Source organism: Veillonella faecalis (assembly GCF_024677885.1).
Classification (GTDB): Bacteria; Bacillota; Negativicutes; order Veillonellales; family Veillonellaceae; genus Veillonella; species Veillonella nakazawae.
Genome location: NZ_JALBWL010000002.1, coordinates 241,172 through 260,882 on the forward strand (window position 1 = coordinate 241,172; position 19,711 = coordinate 260,882).

Here is a 19,711-nt window from a genome sequence, read left to right on the forward strand (position 1 = left end):
GAGTTTTGGAGAGAAGTTTATGAAACGGTATTGTGATGCATGTCGTCATTATTGTGATGAGGCGGCTATGTTTTGTCCTACGTGTGGACAGTATACGGTGGCAACAGAGGTGGAGCGCATCGCACCAGAAGGTGATGTGATTTATCCTTTCGCCCATTACCAAATGAGTTATAAGGATACATTCCTCTATGTAATGGGGAAAAAGTTCATGGATACGGATGGACGCGCCTCTCGTAGAGAGTTTTTCCAATTTCTGTTGTTGTGGCATATTGCTATTATTGGCTTGTTAGCAGTGTTTTATGGATTGACAGCCATATTCCAAACGGGGCCCTATCTAATCGGATTAGCTGGTCTTATCGTTGCCATACTTAGCTTAGTTTCCTTAATGCCTTTGGTTGCTTTATCTGTACGACGTCTTCATGATACAGGTAAAAGTAGTGCTACATTGTTGCTGTTTCTCATTCCCTTTGTAGGGCCACTGATCTTATTAGGATTATTATGCTTAAAAGGTCAGCCTCAAGACAATCAATATGGCAGCGCATTGCAACATATCATCATAGATAAGCGTTTGGCATCTATTATGAAGGTATCCCCTACGAGTAGTGCTTTAACAACGCGTGTTCTGGTGGGATTACTTGTTATAGTAATCTGTGTGTTTGGCACATCTTTACGTGCGATGGGCCCAGCTAATGAAGTATTCCCTGACGGATGGCTTACAAACTCTATCGTTGGTGAAGGCAGTGCGGAAGCAGCGCGAGCTTCTGTGCAAAATTATTTTGATGCCCTGAATAACAAGGATTATGATAAGGCTTTCACCTATATCATTAGCCAAGCTAGTACAAACCCGACAGAAAAACAAAAATGGCTAGCATCTATGAAACAGGCGCCAAAGGTGGATGTAGTATCCCTAGGTGTTACACGGGTGAGTCGCACAGGGGATTTGAAGCGCATTGTCTTTGATGCAAACCTACAAACTACAAAGGTTGGCGCCGGTGTTGTAGAATCAACGCCGATGAAGCGCTATATTTCTGTCATTGAAGAGAATGGTGCGTGGCGTATCGAAGGGTTTTACAAAACTATGCCCGATGATGATAAATAGAATGTGATATATCTAAGTAGCGTTAACATGGGGGCTACCCTCTTTTGTTAACGCTATTTTTATGTTACAATAGACATAACGTATGAAAGCGAGGCTTTCATCAAAATCGATCGGATTATATTGCAAAACTCATTAGATTGGAACGAAGAGAACGTACCCGTCGCGGCTGACATGTCTAATGATGGCAATATACTCATTTGCTATGGCAAATGGTCACAACAACACTAGGAACGGCAAAAGTTGATAGCGCATTTTTGCGCCCATTTGACGAGACGCTAGTATTTTAGCGCCTTTTTCTTTGTGTGGCCTCCATAGCATAGATCAATTCAAGTGATAGGTGAGAAAAGAAACTATGTTAAATAAAATAATGAACAAAATTTTAGGAGGAACTGTGAATACAACAGATAATCAGGTTACTGCACAAGTGAAAGCAGAACCAACAGTAGCAAAACCTGCTACTCGTACAGCTGCGGCTGAAGGCGAACATAAACAGACTCGCCGCCGCACTAATACACGCCGCCCTGCTGGCGAGGGTCGTACTCGTCAACATGCAGCTGGTGAAGGTGAAGGCACAACACGTCAACGCCGTACAAATACTCGTACAAATGCAAATGGTGGTCGTACTAATACGACACGCCGTACAAATACACGTCGCAATGCTGAGCAAGGTGAAGGTCAAGAACGTACAGAACGTAAACCTCGTCAAACTCGTGCACCACGTGGTGAACGTAGTGAAAATACGCGTAATACGCGCTCTAACAATGGTCGCAATAGTCAAAACCGTAATAACAACCGTCCAAATAATCGCTCCACAAACCGCAACAATCAAGAGGCTCCTGTGGAATTAGTAGGTCGTACACCAAATGGCGCTAATAAGGGTAAATTCCAAATCATCCCTCTTGGCGGTCTTGGTGAAATCGGTAAAAACATGACCATCTTCCAATATGAGGACGAAATTATCGTTCTCGACTCTGGCCTTGCGTTCCCTAGCGAAGATATGCTTGGCGTAGATATCGTTATTCCTGATATGAGCTATATCATTGAGAATAAGGATCGCGTGAAAGCTGTCGTAATTACCCATGGTCACGAGGACCATATTGGTTCCTTGGCATACCTTATGAAAGAAATTAACTGCCCAGTATATGCAACAAATCTCGTTTGTGGTTTGATTGAAGGCAAGTTTAAAGAACATAAGGTATCTCCAAAATGTCTTCGTACTATTGCTGCAGGCGATGAAGTTCAAATTGGTCAAGTGAAGGTTGGTTTTATCCAAACAAACCACTCCATTCCTGACTCCTGTGCTGTGTACTTCGATACACCAATCGGTACTGTACTTCATACAGGTGACTTTAAAATCGACCAAACACCAGTTGATGGTCGTTTGATGGATATGCACAAATTTGCTGAGCTCGGTAATAAAGGTGTATTGGCCTTGATGTCCGACTCTACAAACGTTGAAAAACCAGGTACTACAGGTTCTGAAAGTTCCGTAGGTCCTGCTATTAAACAAGCTGTTGGAGAAGCAAAAGGTCGCGTTGTGTTAGCTACATTTGCATCTAACGTATCTCGTATCCAACAAGCTATTGATGCGGCAGTTATGTTCAACCGTAAGGTTGTCGTTATGGGCCGCAGCATGGTAAATGTTACAGAAATCGCTCAAGAACGCGGTTATTTGAACATTCCACCAAATACAATCATCGACGTAGATGTAATGCACAACTACACAGATGACCAAATTATGATCTTAACAACTGGTTCTCAAGGTGAACCGATGGCAGGCTTGTCCCGTATGGCTACAAGCAACCACCGCACTGTAGAGTTGGCACCGAATGATACAGTTATCATCTCTGCTACACCAATTCCAGGTAACGAAGGTGCTGTAGGTAGAACTATCGATAACTTGCTCCGATTAGGTTGTCACGTTGTATATGGTAAAGATCGTGGTATCCACGTATCTGGTCATGCGAGCCAAGAAGAGCTTAAAACAATGCTTAACCTTGTTCGTCCAGAATACTTCATCCCAGTTCATGGTGAGTACCGCATGTTGCGCCGTCATGGTGAACTTGGTGTTGCTATGGGCGTAGATCCTAAGAAAGTCCTTATCGGCGACAATGGTCAAATCTTTGAATTTGATAAAGATGGTGGCCGTAAAGGTGGTCGTGTACAAGCTGGTGCTATCTTCGTTGATGGCCTTGGCGTTGGCGATGTAGGTAACATCGTTATCCGTGACCGTCAACAATTGGCACAAGAAGGTATGGTTATCGTTGTAATGGCGATGGATAAAGCTTCTGGTACAATCGTAGCTGGTCCAGACCTCGTATCTCGTGGCTTCGTATACGTACGCGATGCAGAAGAACTCATGCTTGCTGCAGAACGTAGGGTAGAACAAGTTCTTGAAGATTGTGAAGTACAACGCATTAAAGATTGGACTACAATCAAGCAAAATGTACGCGACGCGTTGGGTAAATTCTTCTATGATAAAACTCGTCGCCGTCCTATGATCCTGCCGATTATTCAAGACGTATAATCACATATAATAAACAAAAGTACCGCACCCTATGGTGTGGTACTTTTAACATTTTAAAAAGGACCTATGGAATCTACTATAAATAGCGGTGTCATCGCATTTGTCTACTATATAGGGTATTTGAAGTTACCTTTTTAAACTGTTATAATTAAAAGATACCAATTAATCTATCTTCTTTTATTTAGAATGGAGATTTATGAAACAAACAAATACAAGAGCGATGGTAGAAACAGGATTTGTTAGTGCTATAGGTGTCATCCTTAGTGCTGTTAGTGTGTATTTACCAGCTTTCGCTTTTTTATCATTTTTTGTTACACCTGCAGCCATTGGCATAATTGGAACAAAATGGGGTCGCAAGTATAGTATATCGGCAGCTGTTGTTACTACTTTCTTAGCGGTAGTTTTGTTTGGACCATGGAATGGTATACCTGTTGGCTTATTTGCTGCGGTAGGTGTAGGGGTAGGAGAAGGAAATCGTCTTTCTTTAGGGACGATTAAGCGACTACTACTCCCTAGTATTGCTATGTTTGTTGCTGTATTAGTAACTTTAATGGCACAAGTATATGTATCTGGTATTACTCTATCAATGATAGATACACAGATGACCGAGCAAGCTCGTATGATTGCTGATCAAGCCTTACAGACGAATCCTAATATCACACAGGAACAAGTTGATTTATTTGTAAAAAATGTAGATAAGCTTGCTACTGGTTTGAAGGATGCGTTTTTTGTGGCTGTAGCTATAGCTGCAGTATCATACAGTTATATAACTATTCAGATATCTATATGGCTAGGTAAGCGATTACGTATCTCCATACCTCGATTTTTACCAATTGAAGAATGGAGGATGCCTGTCTGGAGTGCAGGGCTATACGCTTTAGGTATTATTGGTATATATGGTACGCCGCATATCAATATGGACTCTTCCTGGGTCATAGCCATTAGTACTAATGTATTACTCCTTGGTAGCTCTATGTGTTCTATTCATGGTTTTGCAGCTTTAGCAGATTTAATGAGTAGTTACCGCATGAGTAATAAATTGAAGTGGATACTGCTAGGGGTATATGCCTTTTTCTTTGGACAAGCACTAGCCATATTTGGTGTCATAGATATGTTTTTAGATTTACGGACACGTTACAAAGCGCGTCAATAGTAATAGAAAGGAGGCCGTTATGAAATCCTTTCAACGGAAATGGGAAGGTTTAGAAATTACCATTATTACCGTTATCGTATTATTGTTATTATTGTTGGCCTATCTAAATTGGGCCATTGCAATTCTAGCTTTAATTATCGTGGTAGCGGCGTATTTGGTTAATTATAACACCCTTCATAACCGGCGTCGTTTAGCAAGGGAACAGTTTGGGGCGATGATGAAAAACGTCACACAAGCTTCGAACTTTGCTTTACAAAACTTGCCAATGGGGATTGCTCTTGTTAATAAACAAGGTACCCTCGTATGGAATAATAGTGTCTTTGCAGACTGGGTTAAGGTAGATTGGAATAAACTTCAAAAAATGTCTGCTCTTATGCCTGGCTTCCGTATTGATAAAATCTGGGGAAAATCTGGATTTATGACGGAACAGTATGGAGATAAGTATTTCCAAATTATTTACAAATTCATTGATCCTCGTGATGCACGACCAGATATTCATAGTGAAGATGAATTGGCAGAGCATGCAGTAATGGCTCTTTACTTTAAGAATATTACAGACTTAGAAAAGGCCCGTATTAAAGCCGAAGAAAATCAGCCTGTGTGGGGCATGATTCAAATCGATAATCTCGAAGAATTGACAAAAGGTCTTAGTGACCGCGAGTATACTAGCGTTTGGACAGATATTAATAACATTATTATGGATGAAATTGATAGACAAGAAGGCTTCATTCGTAACTTCCAAGATGATATGTATACCTTTGCTATTTCTCGTGGTGCACTTCATGCGATGGAGGAAGATGGGTTTAAAATCCTTGAGAGAATCCGTAAATTGCCTTCACCCCGTCAAGTGCCTGCAACGATTTCTATCGGGATTAGCGAGAACGTAGGCTCTGTAAAAGAGGTTTCTAGTCGTGCTCGCGCCGCCTTAGATATTGCATTAGGTCGCGGTGGTGACCAAGTGTGTATTATGGATGGTGAAAGTACCCGATTCTTTGGGGGCAATACAGCTGGTGTTGAGAAGAATACCCGTGTTCGTGCTCGTGTTGTATCGCAAGCTTTACATGAGCTTATGCTTGATTCCGATAAAATCCTTGTGATGGGTCATAAGCGTGAAGACTATGATGCGTTAGGTGGCATTGTCGGTGTTGTAGCTATTGCGCGTACCTTGGGTAAAGAATTACGCATCGTACTTTCAAAGGAAACGAGCGCCATTGATAAAATGGTGACTGTTCTGAAAGAGGATGACTTCTGGACAGAACATATTATTACTCCTGAAGCGGCAAAAACTTGGGTAGATGCTAATACGCTCACCATTGTATGTGATACACATCGCCAAGAAATGGTCGCAGCTCAAGAGGCTCTTGAAATTTCTGAACGACGCATCGTTATCGATCATCATCGTCGTGCAGCGGACTTCGTAGAAAACCCATTGCTTACATACTTGGAACCAACTGCATCATCTACATCTGAGCTTGTTACAGAGCTTGTACAATACGCAGGTGGTGGTGTAAAACTTTCAAAAGCAGAAGCTACAGGCATTTATGCGGGTATCGTGCTTGATACGAAGAACTTTGTGCAACAAACTGGGGCACGTACCTTTGAAGCGGCTGCATTCTTACGCCGTGCAGGGGCAGATATTGAACGCGTTAAACAATTATTTATTGAAACCTTCGATTCTGTTCAATTGCGTGCTAAAATGGTATTTGAAGCCAATCGAACTGAAGGAATTGCTATTTCTGTAGCCCCTGAAGGTTTGAAGGATATGATGGCATTAGCTGCACAAAGTGCAGACATGCTTATCAGTAATGAAGATATTGAAGCAGCCTTTGTACTGTATTCCTTGAATGACGGCGGTATCGGCGTTAGTGCTCGATCCAAAGGCAAGGTAAATGTACAGGTTGTAATGGAAGCCTTGGGTGGCGGTGGTCACAGAACTGTGGCTGGTGCCCAATTACAAGGTATGACAATAGAGGAAGCGAAGAAGGCTATTTTAGACCATGCTCTTGAAGCCCTTCATTCCGCAGAGAAAGAGGAGGAAGAACAATGAAAGTAGTATTGTTAGAAGACGTTAAAAAGGTTGGTAAAAAAGGCGAAATCGTTGAAGTTAGCGATGCATATGGCCGTAATGTATTAATCAAAAAAGGTCTTGGCCTTGAAGGTACAGCAACTAACGTAAATAATGCGAAACAAAAGCAAGAATCCATCGCTCACAATAAAGCTGTTGCCAATGACGAAGCTAAAATCTTGGCAGCTCAATTGACTAAGGTTGAAGTAACTGTAAAAGTTCGCATGGGCGAAGAAGGTCGTGTATTCGGTTCCGTTACTGCAAAAGATATTTCCGATGCAGCTAAAGCGCAATACAAAGTAGATATCGATAAAAAGAAAATCGAAATCAAAGAACCATTGAAAACATTAGGCGTACATGATGTACTCGTTCGTGTTCATCCTGAAATTACAAGTACTATCAAGGTTAACGTAGTAGCTGAATAATAGTGTTCACCATGCTCTTTGAGTATGGTGAATTCTTTTATCCTTAGTGGTTTTATAAAGGGGATTATCATGGATGTACGCATTCCACCGCATAATTTAGATGCGGAAAAAGCCGTTTTGGGGGCTTTATTAACGAATGGATCCAACTCGGGTGCCGTTGTCGATACGGTAACGAGTATTCTAAAATCTGAAGACTTTTACCGCGATGCGCATCGTATTATTTATGATGCTATCTTAGAAATCGTGCATGCTAACAAGACGGCGGACTTTATCACTGTTGGTGAAGAGCTAGATCGTCGCAAGCGACTCGATGCGGTAGGCGGTCTTGCATATATTACATCTTTGGCTAATGAATCGGTGTCCTACAATGTGGAGGAACATGCGAAAATCATTAGTGAGAAAGCTCAGTTGCGCCGCCTTATCGATGCAGGGAATAAAATCGTAGGCATGACGTACGCTGGCGAAGATGAGCCAACGGCTATCCTTAACAAGGCGGAACAAATGGTATTGGACGTAAGTGGTCAAACACAGTCCGAATCATCATTTGCGCCTATTGGGGAGGTTGTATTATCTAACTTAGATAAATTAAATGCATTGCAACAGCATGATGGTGCTATTACAGGCGTTCCAACAGGCTTTAAAGATGTGGACCATGTCTTCAATGGTCTACAAAAATCTGACCTTATCCTCGTAGCAGCCCGTCCTGCGATGGGGAAAACGGCTTTCACCTTGAATATCGCTCAAAACGTAACGATGTTGTACGATAAGACGGTAGCGTTCTTCTCCCTAGAAATGGGCAAGGAACAGCTCGTTGGTCGTATTCTATCCTCCGTGGCAGGTGTGAGTTCTGAAAAATTGCGCCGTGCGAACATGGATCCTACTGACTGGGAAAAGGTTATCGCTGCAGCGGATCGCATGAGTAAATCCAAGCTATTTATTGATGATACGCCGGGCCTTACCGTACAAGATATGCGATCTAAATTGCGCCGTCTTAAGGTGGAGCATGGTCTTGATCTCGTTATCGTCGATTATATTCAGTTGATGCAAGGCCGCAACTCTGGTAAGGGCAGCGAGAACCGTCAACAAGAGGTGTCTGAAATCTCTCGTAACCTCAAATTGATCGCTCGTGAGTTCAATGTGCCGCTTATCGCCTTGTCTCAGTTGTCTCGTAGTGTTGAAAGCAGACCAGATAAACGGCCTGTACTTTCCGATCTTCGTGAATCTGGTTCTCTTGAACAAGATGCGGATATCGTTATCTTCTTGTACCGCGATAAATATTACGATGAAAACTCCGAAAAAGGGGACAACGCAGAAGTCCTCATTCGTAAGCACCGTAATGGTTCTGTCGGTACCGTGGAACTCCAATTCATTGGGGAATTAACCCAATTTAGAGACGTGGAATTCCGAGACATGGGGCCGGAACAATAATGAAAACTATCGGTTAGTTCCTATATATTGATGGGGCCCGACCTTATTTCGACAACTTAGTTACAAAAAAGCACCACCTATCTCGTGGCTCCAAACGACACGTAAGTCGCCCCTCGATAGGTGGTGCTCTTTTTGTATTACGTTAGCTAAAATAAGTCCCATCAATATATTGGCACTAGATAGTTTTCAGTGTATTGTTGAAAGAACTGGGAATAGAAGTTTTGGGTTAGGTTATACACGTACTTAAGAGTACCTACTATTAGATTTGATGTCTAATAGTAGGTACTTTTTCATTTTTATGTCCAAAATTTGCCACTATAATAACAAACATATGTTTGAAAATACTCCGTATTTTTGTTATAATAATCATAGAAATTCTTCTTTTCATATTTCTTGTAAAGTCTAGTTATTTAGCGGTTTGAGGAGGTGTTTGTATGGGTTCAGCTGATACGGATCGAATGTATATGTGCATTGATTTGAAGAGTTTTTACGCGTCTGTGGAGTGCGCCGATTTGGGGCTGGATCCGTTTACAACGCCTCTGGTGGTGGCCGATGGGTCTCGTGGCAAAGGGGCTATTACATTGGCCATTTCACCGGCTTTAAAAAAGCTAGGTGTTAAGAATCGCAGTCGTCTTTTTGAGATCCCTCCGCACATTGAGTATTTGACGGTGAAGCCTCATATGAAGCGGTATATGCAGGCGTCTGCTGAGATTTACGGGACTTTGCTCAAGTATGTGGCACCTGAGGATGTACATGTATACTCTATCGACGAGTATTTTATCGATATTACGCCTTACTTACCGCTCTACAAGAAAACGCCTCGAGAGCTAGCGCAGATGCTACTTGATGCGGTGCTAGAGGCGACCAAGATTTATGCCACTGTTGGAATTGGAACAAATTTGTTCCTTGCCAAGATTGCTCTCGATATTCTCGCAAAACATGCACCTGATTTTATAGGGTATCTTGATGAAAGCCTCTTTAAAGAGAAAATCTGGTATCATCAGCCTTTGACCGATATTTGGCAGATTGGTAAGGGTATAGCCAACCGCTTACATAAATATGGAGCTTATGATTTGCATGGTATTACCATGGTTCCAGAGGCCAAGTTGTACAAGGAATTTGGTGTTAATGCAGAGCTCATTATCGATCATGCTTGGGGCCGTGAGCCGTGTACGATTGCAGATATCCATGCGTATCGTCCTATTAAGCATTCTATCTCGCATAGCCAGATTTTGTTGCGTAACTATACTTACGAAGAGGCCTACGTGCCTATGCGAGAAATGGTGGAGTCCTTGGTATTAGAGCTTTTACAAATCAAAGGGGTTACGAACCATATTCATGTTCATATTGGCTATGCAGATGATATGGTGCGCTCTACTGGAGGTTCTAAAAAGCTTAAACAGTACACTGATTCATTGCAAGCATTAACAACGGCAGTAATTAAATTGTACGAACAACATTGCCATAAAAATGAACTTATACGGCGTATAGGTGTAAGCTTTGAGGATTTAGTCAATCGCTCTGCTATTCCTCAAGAGGTAGATTTATTTAGCGCCCTTGCGACGGATGAAGAAGAAAAGGAACGGCAAGTCCATGAGGCGATGTTATCTATCAAGGAGCAGTTCGGTAAAAACTCTATTTTACGTGCCTCTAGCTTGCAAGATGAAGGGACAATGCGCTTTAGAAATACTTTGGTAGGTGGCCATAATGGGGAATAAATAGTGTAATGGATACAATGGCAATTGAACGGAGAATACAATTGAAAATAGATTAGTCGCATAAGGGGAGGTATACATTAATGAAACATCGCATGTCCCGGTTACAACGGGCGAAACAATTTATGCCCTTTGCGGCATTAAAGGGATTTGAAGTATTGCTGGCAGCTGTGGCACGGCCTAAAGAGAATCGTGTAGAGCTATCGGAGGATCAAATAGAGGAATTAAACCGTACTATACAATCCTTGGTGGAAGGGGATTTTGTGCGAGTGCTTTATTATACAGGTCATTGCTATACGGAATTAGTAGGGACTATCGAGGCGATAGGTAAACCTGCACATAGTCTATCTATTGAGGGCGTAGCCATTGCTTTTAAAGATATAAAGGAAATTAATCTTTTTGAATAAGAACCTTTGAAGAGTTGATAATAATAGCACTGATATAAAATGTAAAGTAATCAAATAAAGAAACTCAGTAAAGTAAATTGTAAAGTGAAGAAATACAGATTTGGCCTATGCTCATGTATGATGAGTATAGGCTACTTTACTATTGTTTATTATCATAGATATTTTGATAATTCTTCTTGACATACACCATATCTTCTATTAAAATAAACATATGAATGGGTATTCATATAAATAAAAATATCTGATGAAAAATGTTTAGGAACATATATAACAAGATATGAAACAAGATATGTCTAATAAGTATTAGAAAAATATTACCTATTAACTTACAATACAGGATAGAAGCTTTCACTATTATCAAAGGAGATATCATGGAAGAAACATTGTTATTGAAGGATTTGAACTGTGCGAACTGTGCAGCAAAAATTGAAGATCGTATCCGTAAAATGGATGTTGTAGAGACTGCCAATTTTACACTTGCTACACATCAATTAAAATTAACCGGCTCTTGGGAAGACCGCGAAGCTCTTAAACGTGACATTCAAGACATTTGTGATGCCATCGAAGAGGGCGTAACAGTAGCTGATTATGAACGTAAATCTAAAGCGGCTATGGATGACCATGGTCATGATCACGACCACGGTAGCGAGGCTGTAACAATTGCTGTTATTGTAGCTGGCTTGCTATTCATGATTTATGAAGCATTGACTTCCTTTGTGCCATCTATCAGCTTGCCAGAGAGCATTGAAACTCCAATTTACTATGTTGCGTATATTCTTCTTGCGTTCCCAGTATTGCGCATCGCAGGTCGTAATATCTTAAAAGGCCAAGTGTTCGACGAGAACTTCTTGATGTCTATCGCTACATTGGGCGCTATTGCTATCGATGCATTGCCTGAAGCCGTAGGCGTTATCTTGTTCTACCGTATTGGTGAGTTCTTCGAAGAAAAAGCAACTGATCGTAGTCGTACAGAAATCATGAACGCTGTCGATATGCGTCCTCAAGAGGTGCGGGTTGTAGATACAGACTGCGGTGGTGAAATCGTAGTTATGGCTCCTGAAAAGGTTGAAGTAGGCTGGACTATCGAAGTTCGTCCTGGCGATTTAATTCCTCTAGACGGCACAGTGCTTGAAGGTGAAACACGCGTTAATACAGCGCCTGTAACAGGTGAACCTGTACCTGTTCGCGCCGTACCTGGCACTCAACTTATGTCTGGTTGTATCAACGAATCTGGTCGCATTACAATGCGTGTAGATAAGGTTCTTGAAGAATCCATGGTTACTAAAATTCTTGATGCCGTGGAAAATGCAGCATCTTCTAAACCTAAAATCGACCGTTTCATTACGCGTTTTGCTCGCGTATACACACCAATCGTTGTAGCTCTTGCATTGGCTGTAGCTATCATTCCATCCCTTATTACTGGTGAATGGCATAAATGGATCTACACAGCCTTAACATTCCTCGTTATTTCTTGCCCATGTGCATTGGTGCTTAGCGTGCCACTTGCATTCTTCTCCGGTATCGGCAATGCGTCTAAACACGGTATCTTATTAAAAGGTGGTCGAGTTATCGAGGCGTTGGCTAATGTGAAAGCAGTAGCTCTTGATAAAACTGGTACTATCACATCTGGTGAGTTCAAAGTTCACAGCGTAGAAACTGTAGGCTCTCATGTAAGTTCCAGTCAATTGTTATCCATGGCGGCAGCTATCGAAGCTGTATCTACTCATCCAATTGCAACAAGCATCGTGTCTGAAGCAAAAGATCAAGGCCTTACAGTGGAACCTTCTGATTTCGTTCAAGAGTTAGCTGGTGAAGGTATGGTGGGTATGACTGATGGTCAACAAGTACTTATTGGTAACCGTCGCCTTATGGAACGCTATAATGTGCAAGGCTATCCAACAGAGGCTGCTGAATATGGCACAGAAGTTCTTGTAGCAGAAGGTAATACATACTTAGGTCGTATCATCATCGCCGATGAAGCTCGCCCAGACTCTGCGGAAGCGATTGCTAATCTTAATGGTCAAGATATTAAAACTGTTATGCTTACAGGTGATGCTGAAGCAAGTGCAAATTACATCGCTAAAGAAACTGGCGTAAGTGCTGTACGTGCTCAGTTGTTGCCTCAAGATAAATTGTCCGTTGTACAAGATATTCGCTCTGAATATGGTCCAACTATGTTCGTAGGGGACGGCATCAACGATGCTCCAGTACTTGCTGGTGCTGATGTAGGTGGCGCGATGGGTAGCGGTGCTGATGCGGCTATTGAAGCGGCAGACGTTGTGTTCATGCGTCCTTCCTTGACTGCTATCGCACATATCCTTGATTTGTCTAAAGCGACATTGCGCGTAGCATGGCAAAACGTAGTATTCGCAATTGCTGTAAAAATCCTTATCATGGTACTTGGCCTTATGGGCTATGCATCCATGTGGTGGGCAGTATTCGGCGATACTGGCGTATCTATCCTTTGTATCTTGAACTCTATTCGTATCTTGCGTCGCAATTAGTGAAAGTAGAGTTTATAGCTCTGTAGAGGAACGAAATAAATTACATTCTCCTGATCTGAATGATCAGGGTTGATATAAATAACCTCTAGGTTAGTAACTGACTAACTTAGAGGTTATTTTATTGTGTGGATTAAACATTTACGATACTTTTACTATATACATTTGTACATCATAAATAGACATAAAACTGTATATGTATGTTCTAGATACACAAAACTTTCACAATTGAATTGAATAATAGCTATAAAATAGTATATAATTTATTAGATGATTACTATAAGTTCGTTGGAAGGAGGGATAGCATGATTACGGTGTATAAACACATAGAAGAAGAGTTAGTTTCCGATAGCACTGTATCAGATGCCACAAAAGGTTCTTGGGTAAATTTGGTGAACCCAGACCCCGATGAGTTATCCCTTATCAATATTTTGACGGAAATCCCAACGGACGTTTTAAAGACCGCTCTCGATATGGAAGAACGTTCTCACGTGGAGTTAGAGGATAACTACATCTTTATCGTTATTAATATTCCGGTTATCCGCGGTAACGATATGTATGATACAGTACCACTTGGTATCTTCTTGACGCCAGATTTCTTTATTACGGTCTGTCTCGAAGAATCTGAAGTATTGTATCCGTTTATTTCTAATCAGATTTCTACGTTCTATACATACAAAAAGACGCGTTTCTTGTTCCAAATCTTGTATCGCACAGCAACTATGTTCTTGCGCTACTTGCAACAAATCAACCGCCGTACCGATGATATTGAAGTCCAATTGCGTCATACTACAAAGAATAAAGACTTCTTCCAATTGTTAGAATTACAGAAATCCATGACATACTTTACATCTGCATTGCGTACGAATGGTACCGTTATGGAACGTCTATTGCGCTTGCGTGGTCATAGTTCCTATAAACATCTTCTCAAGATGTACGAAGAGGATGAGGACTTACTAGAGGACGTTATCATCGAGAATAAACAGGCCATCGAGATGGTTGAAATGTACTCTAATATCTTGATGAACATGATGAACGCCTTTACATCCATCATTTCTAATAACCTTAACTTGGTTATGAAAATGTTGGCGACCCTTACTATTGCTATGGCGGTGCCAACCATTGTATTTAGCTTGTGGGGAACAAACGTGCCATTGCCATTCCAAGAGGATCCAGAGGGATTCTATGAGGTTATAGGTGTTGCATTAGTATTCTCTATTATTGCCATTATCGGTATGTGGAAAAAAGATTTATTCTAATTTATGATAATTAGTGAATACTTAATTCAATAGTAAGTAGTTGAAACATTACTTTAACAACAAATATACATGAAAAAGCTGGCTTTGAGCCAGCTTTTTTCTTGTACGATATTACGTTGTTGCTTATTATTGGGCCAATCTGATATAATAATACCGTTATGGAGAGGTGTCCGAGTGGTTTAAGGAGCTGGTCTTGAAAACCAGTGACTCCGCAAGGGGCCGTGGGTTCGAATCCCACCCTCTCCGCCACAATTTAGAAAGCCCTTTAGGTTATGATATCTACCCCCTTTACTGGATAACCAGTAAAGGGGGTATTTTAATGAGATATAGTTATGAATTTAAAAGTAAAGCAATTGAAAAGGGAATTGTTATGATAACTCTGTGATAGAAACCTTTTTTGGTAGATTGAAAACAGAAATATATTATGGTTTTGAAAAAGAATATATATTATTTAATGCTTTTGCAGTAACGATAGAAGAATACATTAATTATTACAACAACAAAAGGATCCAGAAAAAAATAAAATGGATGCCTCCTGTAAAATACAGGGAAGCATCAATGTGTTTAGGCTAGTAAATAATATGTGTCCAGGAAAATGGGTGCAGATCAATATTTTCAGACGACCTTTTTGGTGCCGTACTTAACCGTCACTACGCCTATATCTACATTCAGTAAGCTTTCCACCTGCAAAACCAATATGTCGACCGTAAGACGGGGCTGCATTACAACCTGATGCGTTATTACGAGCCAGAGGCCGGGCGGTTTGTGAATCAGGATCCTATTAAATATTTAGGAGGTACAAATTTTTATACTTATGCATTTAGTATCGTAAATTGGGTAGATTTTCTAGGATTAAATCCCTTTAGAGTGTTTTGCAAAGTTACAATAATTGTTTAACAAAGCAAATAAAAAAATAATAAATCTGATAAACGTGATCGAGAATATCAACTAGCGAAAAGGTTTTGTGATACTCCAGTATCACCTCAAGCGTCTATATGCGCAACTCTAAGTGCGCAAATTAATCATGCCAAAAGATATATCGAGTTATAACTAATTGGGATAGAAAAATGTAACCCTGGAGACATACAATCAAAATAAATGGTTGTTAAAATAGGCTAGATGCTTTAAAAGAAAAAGCAAAATCTGAATATACTAAATAAATTCTTTATGAGGCTAAATAATGAATAATTCCTTGAAAAATCTTTTTTTTAAATATCAGGATTTCCCTAGTTTTTTGAATCATAGTCCTATAACCTCCGTACATGACTTAGGATCTATGGGAGAAACATTATTAAATTTAGCAGTTAATTCCCAATCTAAAAAAGATGTTATTCTATTAATAGAAAATGGAGCAAATGTCAATCAACAAGGTGAATTAAATTTCACTCCTATTCAAAATGCTTGTCTTCATGGAAATCTTGATATTATTGAAATTCTTTTAAAAAATGGAGCTAAAACAAATATAAAAAATGAGTTTGGATATGATGCAAAACATTATACATCTGAAGAATATCACGATAAAAAGAAATCTAAAGAAATTAGAAACCTAATGGGATATTACAAACAATAAGTTACATATTTAATAGAAACCTGATAAAACATTAAGGCCGTCTGAAAAACGAAGAAGTTTCAGACGGCTTCGAAGAGGAAACCGGATTTGTTTGGGACAGCAGTTACCTCTTGCAGAAAGTTCAGCCGGATGGTAGATATACCTATATCTACACCGATTCCTATAGCTATAACCCTTGGCACAGGTACACAACCGGACCAACATGGTAATAAATACTCTTTAAAGAATGCACATAAGAAGGAGAAATTATGTATTTAGATCAAGTAAATTATGAATTAAACAAGAAAATCAATGAGTTTGTATGTAACTCAAATGACGCGCCCACACCGGAGGAAAGAATTGATATTCTAAAGCAGGCATGGGAACTTTTACCCAAACCAGCCACTCAATTTGTTGAGCCTACTTCGGCAATCGCCTGTGGTGTTTCAGAAAATTATAAAAAATTAGGTGATTATCAAAAAGCCCTTGAGTGGATGTTAATTGCACTTGAGGCACGAAAAGATGAACCTGCAGCAGGTGTGTTTATATGGACAGGAATCGTTTATTACGAATTGGGTGATATGGAAAATGCCTATAAATATTTTGATCTAACTTATAATGAGCTACGTTACACACCTTTCTCTATGGAAGACAAAAAATATTGGCAATTTTATAAGCAACGTAAAGAAGAATTAAATCCTAAGAAAAAAACCAAAAAGTAAGATTCGATATTTTCAGACGACCTCACTATCTTCTTTGAGGTCGTATGAAATGTTTTCTCTTTAACAATCTCATCACTAGTCAGCATGAAGGTCGTTTGGGACGGCAGGTATACCTATCTCGATACCGTTACCGACAACTATGAACTCCTGGCACTGGTACACAACTGCACCAACGAAGACGGAGAAAACCGACAACAAAACAAGATTGGATTAATTAATTAACATAATAAGGAGTAGCATTATGAATATAATGTTAGAATTTATAAAAAATAATTTATTAGAAGTATCAGGTAATTTTCAAAACAGTCGATGGAAAATTATTCAAGATATTTCAGTAGCACAAAGATATGCATATCAGCAGTATGATTTAGAGACTGTTTGGGCGGATTCGCGTGAATCGAACTCACTAATTTTAAAGTTATCTACAGATGAAGATGACAATTTTTGGGATGAATATGCTGTTCCTGCAATTGAAAAAAAATTAAATTCCTTGAACTTAGTGGAGGGATTAAAAGATAGTTTATTTAGTGATATAGATGCCGATTTATTTAATTGTTATTTAAATAACAAATATAAGAAAAATCATCCTTTTTGGAATATGATAGAAGATGCTTATTTTAAAGGGTTTTGGCCTTGTGGATGGGAAGGTAAATATCCTGAGGGGAAGCTTGTCGTTTTTAAATTAAACTATGCTTAAATAAAAAACATCCTTCAGCAAGAAGACCTGGAGGCTATATAACCTATGACGTGGATTCCCATGGCAGATTGAGCCCAAGCAAATTAAACAAGCACTAAGTCAAAGTTACAAGTATTTCAAAGAACAAGGAGCACTTTAAAATGAATAAACATGAATTAGAAACCTTATATACTCTAAATGATCCTGCTACTAGCCAAGCTATAAAAATGTTACCTCCAGAGTGGCATAGTTTATATCCTTCATATCTTCAATTTTTAGAACTAAGCAATGGATTATTTGGAGATGAGATAACCCTTTTGGAGGCCGAGGATATCCAACAAAGGAATATTGACTATGAAGTAAAAGAATATTTGCCGAATTTTCTTATGATTGGAGATAATGGTGGAGGGGTTGCTATTCTGATGGATAATAAAAATCAAAATATTTTTGCTGTCGGCATGGGAGTAATGAGCGAAGACTCCTTAGAAAAAATATCATCTTCTTTAGAAGACTTTCTATTAGTAAAAAAAGGATTGTTTAATTATTTAGAAAACTAGTTCTAGCCCGCACACCCCCAAAAACACAGGTTGGGTACAACCAAGCAAGCCGTAGCCCGTACGAAATCTCCAATCCTGACGTGTGCTGAGAGCTTTCTTCTATACTAATAGACGAAAGGGTGTGAAAATGATTTTTAAATGATACTGTGGAACGGAACAGTAGCCCTAGTATTGACTACTGTCGTTTCTATTCATATTGGCTATTCTAGGACTGAGATGAAAAAATCTATAAATGCTCAGAATAAAATTGAACCCGCAAATCTCCCCAAAACAATGGTGAGTCATGTACTTGTATTATTCCGAAAAAATACACCTCTGGTGCAGTGAGACAAATTGGTGTATCTTATAGTGGCTTCGTAGATGAAAGCTATACTCTACTATCACTCTTTGATGATGTAGAACAAATTGAAAAAGATAATAGACTTCAGACAGCTATTGATGTTGTCAGAGAACAGTTTGGTTTTTTAGCCATACAAAAAGGAACCGTCCTAACTGAAGGTTCCAGAAATATTGAACGCAGTAAACTTATCGGTGGTCATTCCGCGGGTGGATTGGAGGGATTAAAATGAAACAAGAAAAAAATACAGTACAATTTTCAGAAATCCGTAGCAAAGGATGTAATGATATTGAAATGCTTGAAAGATTTTTACATGGAATCGTTGAAACAGCAACTTCAAAACTTCGTCAGAGAAAACTCAAAACAACTGAAATATCGATACGACTAGTACATGCTAAATCTGAAAACCGATTACCATTGGAATTTACATTTAGCATTAAGCCAACAAGCTCATCTGTGATAATCTATACTGAGGTAATCAATCGCTTTAAAGAATGTTACACAGGTGGGGGAATTCAAGGTTTTACGATTCAATTTGATAAAAATACCCTTGCCTCTGCATAGAAAGGATTTGATATGATTGACCGTTCATATTTACCATTTCAATCAGCAAGAGAGTACCAGGATACAAAGATGCAAAAATGGATGGGATTTTTCCTATCTGAACATGCATCAGCACTCTCTGATGATACAAACAAAGTAACGTACATGTCTGACTTATCACTAGAGAAGAAATTATTACTCCTCAGTCAAGTATACGCCGGGCAGCTACGCACACGCATTCAAGTGATTGAAAAAAACAAGCGTGTTTCCTACACTGGAACAATACCAAGTCTGACCAAAGATTTCATTTTGATAAAAACTACAACAGGTCACATCAATTTGAAATTAAAAGACATTATTAGTATTGAACTTGTCGAGGAGGTGCTCTATGAATCAGCTTGAGTTTCAGCGTAATCACCTACAAATGGACTATTATAGCGAGAGCTACCAAGATTTTGAACGTGACTTCTACCGCTACTCTAACATGAATATTCCATTGACCTTCCTAACTGATGATATCTTAAAAACAATGGCGACTTCACGTAAGAATTACTTTGTCCTCAATAAGGAAAAGTCCAGAGATAACCGCGATCACTTCTTCATATTTGAAGTAAGTACCGTAGATGAGAATCCGCTAATCTATCATTATACATATAAGAAAACTACAATATATTTAGCAGAAAAATAGGAGCAGTTCAATTGACTGTTCCTATTTTTAATATTCATAAAATCTAAAGTCTTTATACTC

19 protein-coding genes, 1 tRNA gene and 1 pseudogene are annotated in these 19,711 nt (G+C 39.6%); all 21 read left to right on the top strand.

The window, feature by feature from the left end; all coding sequences use genetic code 11:
• Positions 1 to 19: 19 nt before the first annotated feature.
• The 21 genes and pseudogenes from MOQ65_RS04845 (at position 20) to MOQ65_RS04935 (ending at position 19,651) form a co-directional block, all read left to right on the top strand.
• The gene (locus MOQ65_RS04845; protein ID WP_257846844.1) at positions 20 to 1,099 is read left to right on the top strand and encodes a DUF805 domain-containing protein; all 1,080 of its coding nucleotides are present in this window, start codon (positions 20 to 22) and stop codon (positions 1,097 to 1,099) included.
• Positions 1,100 to 1,490: 391 nt separating this feature from the next.
• The gene (locus MOQ65_RS04850; protein ID WP_257846845.1) at positions 1,491 to 3,626 is read left to right on the top strand and encodes a ribonuclease J; all 2,136 of its coding nucleotides are present in this window, start codon (positions 1,491 to 1,493) and stop codon (positions 3,624 to 3,626) included.
• A gap of 196 nt (positions 3,627 to 3,822) precedes the next feature.
• Positions 3,823 to 4,779, top strand: a complete 957-nt coding sequence (locus MOQ65_RS04855; RefSeq protein WP_195186227.1) for a DUF2232 domain-containing protein — start codon at positions 3,823 to 3,825, stop codon at positions 4,777 to 4,779.
• Positions 4,780 to 4,798: 19 nt separating this feature from the next.
• Positions 4,799 to 6,826 carry a DHH family phosphoesterase gene (locus MOQ65_RS04860; RefSeq protein ID WP_195186226.1) on the top strand — a complete coding sequence of 676 codons (2,028 nt, stop codon included), beginning with the start codon at positions 4,799 to 4,801 and terminating at the stop codon, positions 6,824 to 6,826.
• Entirely contained in the window at positions 6,823 to 7,269 is a 447-nt protein-coding gene (gene rplI, locus MOQ65_RS04865) for a 50S ribosomal protein L9 (protein WP_004694699.1), read from the top strand. The genes MOQ65_RS04860 and rplI overlap by 4 nt, the downstream gene beginning before the upstream one ends.
• Positions 7,270 to 7,338: 69 nt before the next feature.
• Entirely contained in the window at positions 7,339 to 8,697 is a 1,359-nt protein-coding gene (gene dnaB / locus MOQ65_RS04870) for a replicative DNA helicase (protein ID WP_039968875.1), read from the top strand.
• 434 nt (positions 8,698 to 9,131) lie between these two features.
• The gene (locus MOQ65_RS04875; RefSeq protein WP_257846846.1) at positions 9,132 to 10,415 is read left to right on the top strand and encodes a Y-family DNA polymerase; all 1,284 of its coding nucleotides are present in this window, start codon (positions 9,132 to 9,134) and stop codon (positions 10,413 to 10,415) included.
• Positions 10,416 to 10,495: 80 nt separating this feature from the next.
• Positions 10,496 to 10,819, top strand: a complete 324-nt coding sequence (locus MOQ65_RS04880) for a YolD-like family protein (protein ID WP_213467990.1) — start codon at positions 10,496 to 10,498, stop codon at positions 10,817 to 10,819.
• A gap of 371 nt (positions 10,820 to 11,190) precedes the next feature.
• Positions 11,191 to 13,323: a heavy metal translocating P-type ATPase gene (locus tag MOQ65_RS04885; protein ID WP_257846847.1), complete on the top strand. Its 2,133-nt coding sequence runs from the start codon at positions 11,191 to 11,193 to the stop codon at positions 13,321 to 13,323.
• Between the two features lie 302 nt (positions 13,324 to 13,625).
• A complete protein-coding gene (locus MOQ65_RS04890; protein WP_156719822.1) occupies positions 13,626 to 14,579 on the top strand; it encodes a magnesium transporter CorA family protein in 954 nt (317 codons plus the stop codon).
• Between the two features lie 160 nt (positions 14,580 to 14,739).
• Positions 14,740 to 14,828 (top strand) — tRNA-Ser (locus tag MOQ65_RS04895).
• Between the two features lie 123 nt (positions 14,829 to 14,951).
• Positions 14,952 to 15,152, top strand: a pseudogene (locus tag MOQ65_RS09565) (IS3 family transposase); the annotation flags it as partial.
• Positions 15,153 to 15,263: 111 nt separating this feature from the next.
• Positions 15,264 to 15,476: an RHS repeat-associated core domain-containing protein gene (locus tag MOQ65_RS09570; RefSeq protein ID WP_105093678.1), complete on the top strand. Its 213-nt coding sequence runs from the start codon at positions 15,264 to 15,266 to the stop codon at positions 15,474 to 15,476.
• Positions 15,477 to 15,759: 283 nt separating this feature from the next.
• Positions 15,760 to 16,149, top strand: coding sequence for an ankyrin repeat domain-containing protein (locus MOQ65_RS04900; RefSeq protein ID WP_156719823.1), 390 nt, complete (start codon positions 15,760 to 15,762; stop codon positions 16,147 to 16,149).
• Positions 16,150 to 16,397: 248 nt separating this feature from the next.
• Positions 16,398 to 16,850 (top strand): tetratricopeptide repeat protein, encoded by a 453-nt coding sequence (locus MOQ65_RS04905; RefSeq protein ID WP_156719824.1) that lies wholly within the window; start codon positions 16,398 to 16,400, stop codon positions 16,848 to 16,850.
• A gap of 241 nt (positions 16,851 to 17,091) precedes the next feature.
• Complete coding sequence (locus MOQ65_RS04910; protein ID WP_156719825.1) at positions 17,092 to 17,547, top strand: hypothetical protein; 456 nt, start codon at positions 17,092 to 17,094, stop codon at positions 17,545 to 17,547.
• Positions 17,548 to 17,687: 140 nt separating this feature from the next.
• Positions 17,688 to 18,083 carry an SMI1/KNR4 family protein gene (locus tag MOQ65_RS04915; RefSeq protein WP_125329053.1) on the top strand — a complete coding sequence of 132 codons (396 nt, stop codon included), beginning with the start codon at positions 17,688 to 17,690 and terminating at the stop codon, positions 18,081 to 18,083.
• A gap of 323 nt (positions 18,084 to 18,406) precedes the next feature.
• Positions 18,407 to 18,652, top strand: a complete 246-nt coding sequence (locus tag MOQ65_RS04920; protein ID WP_001813542.1) for a hypothetical protein — start codon at positions 18,407 to 18,409, stop codon at positions 18,650 to 18,652.
• A complete protein-coding gene (locus MOQ65_RS04925) occupies positions 18,649 to 18,984 on the top strand; it encodes a DinB/UmuC family translesion DNA polymerase (protein ID WP_000806926.1) in 336 nt (111 codons plus the stop codon). The genes MOQ65_RS04920 and MOQ65_RS04925 overlap by 4 nt, the downstream gene beginning before the upstream one ends.
• 12 nt (positions 18,985 to 18,996) lie before the next feature.
• Complete coding sequence (locus MOQ65_RS04930) at positions 18,997 to 19,365, top strand: hypothetical protein (RefSeq protein ID WP_000567222.1); 369 nt, start codon at positions 18,997 to 18,999, stop codon at positions 19,363 to 19,365.
• On the top strand, positions 19,352 to 19,651 hold the full coding sequence (locus MOQ65_RS04935) for a DUF5960 family protein (RefSeq protein WP_001072467.1): 300 nt from the start codon (positions 19,352 to 19,354) through the stop codon (positions 19,649 to 19,651). Before MOQ65_RS04930 ends, MOQ65_RS04935 begins: the two co-directional genes overlap by 14 nt.
• Positions 19,652 to 19,711 lie beyond the last annotated feature (60 nt).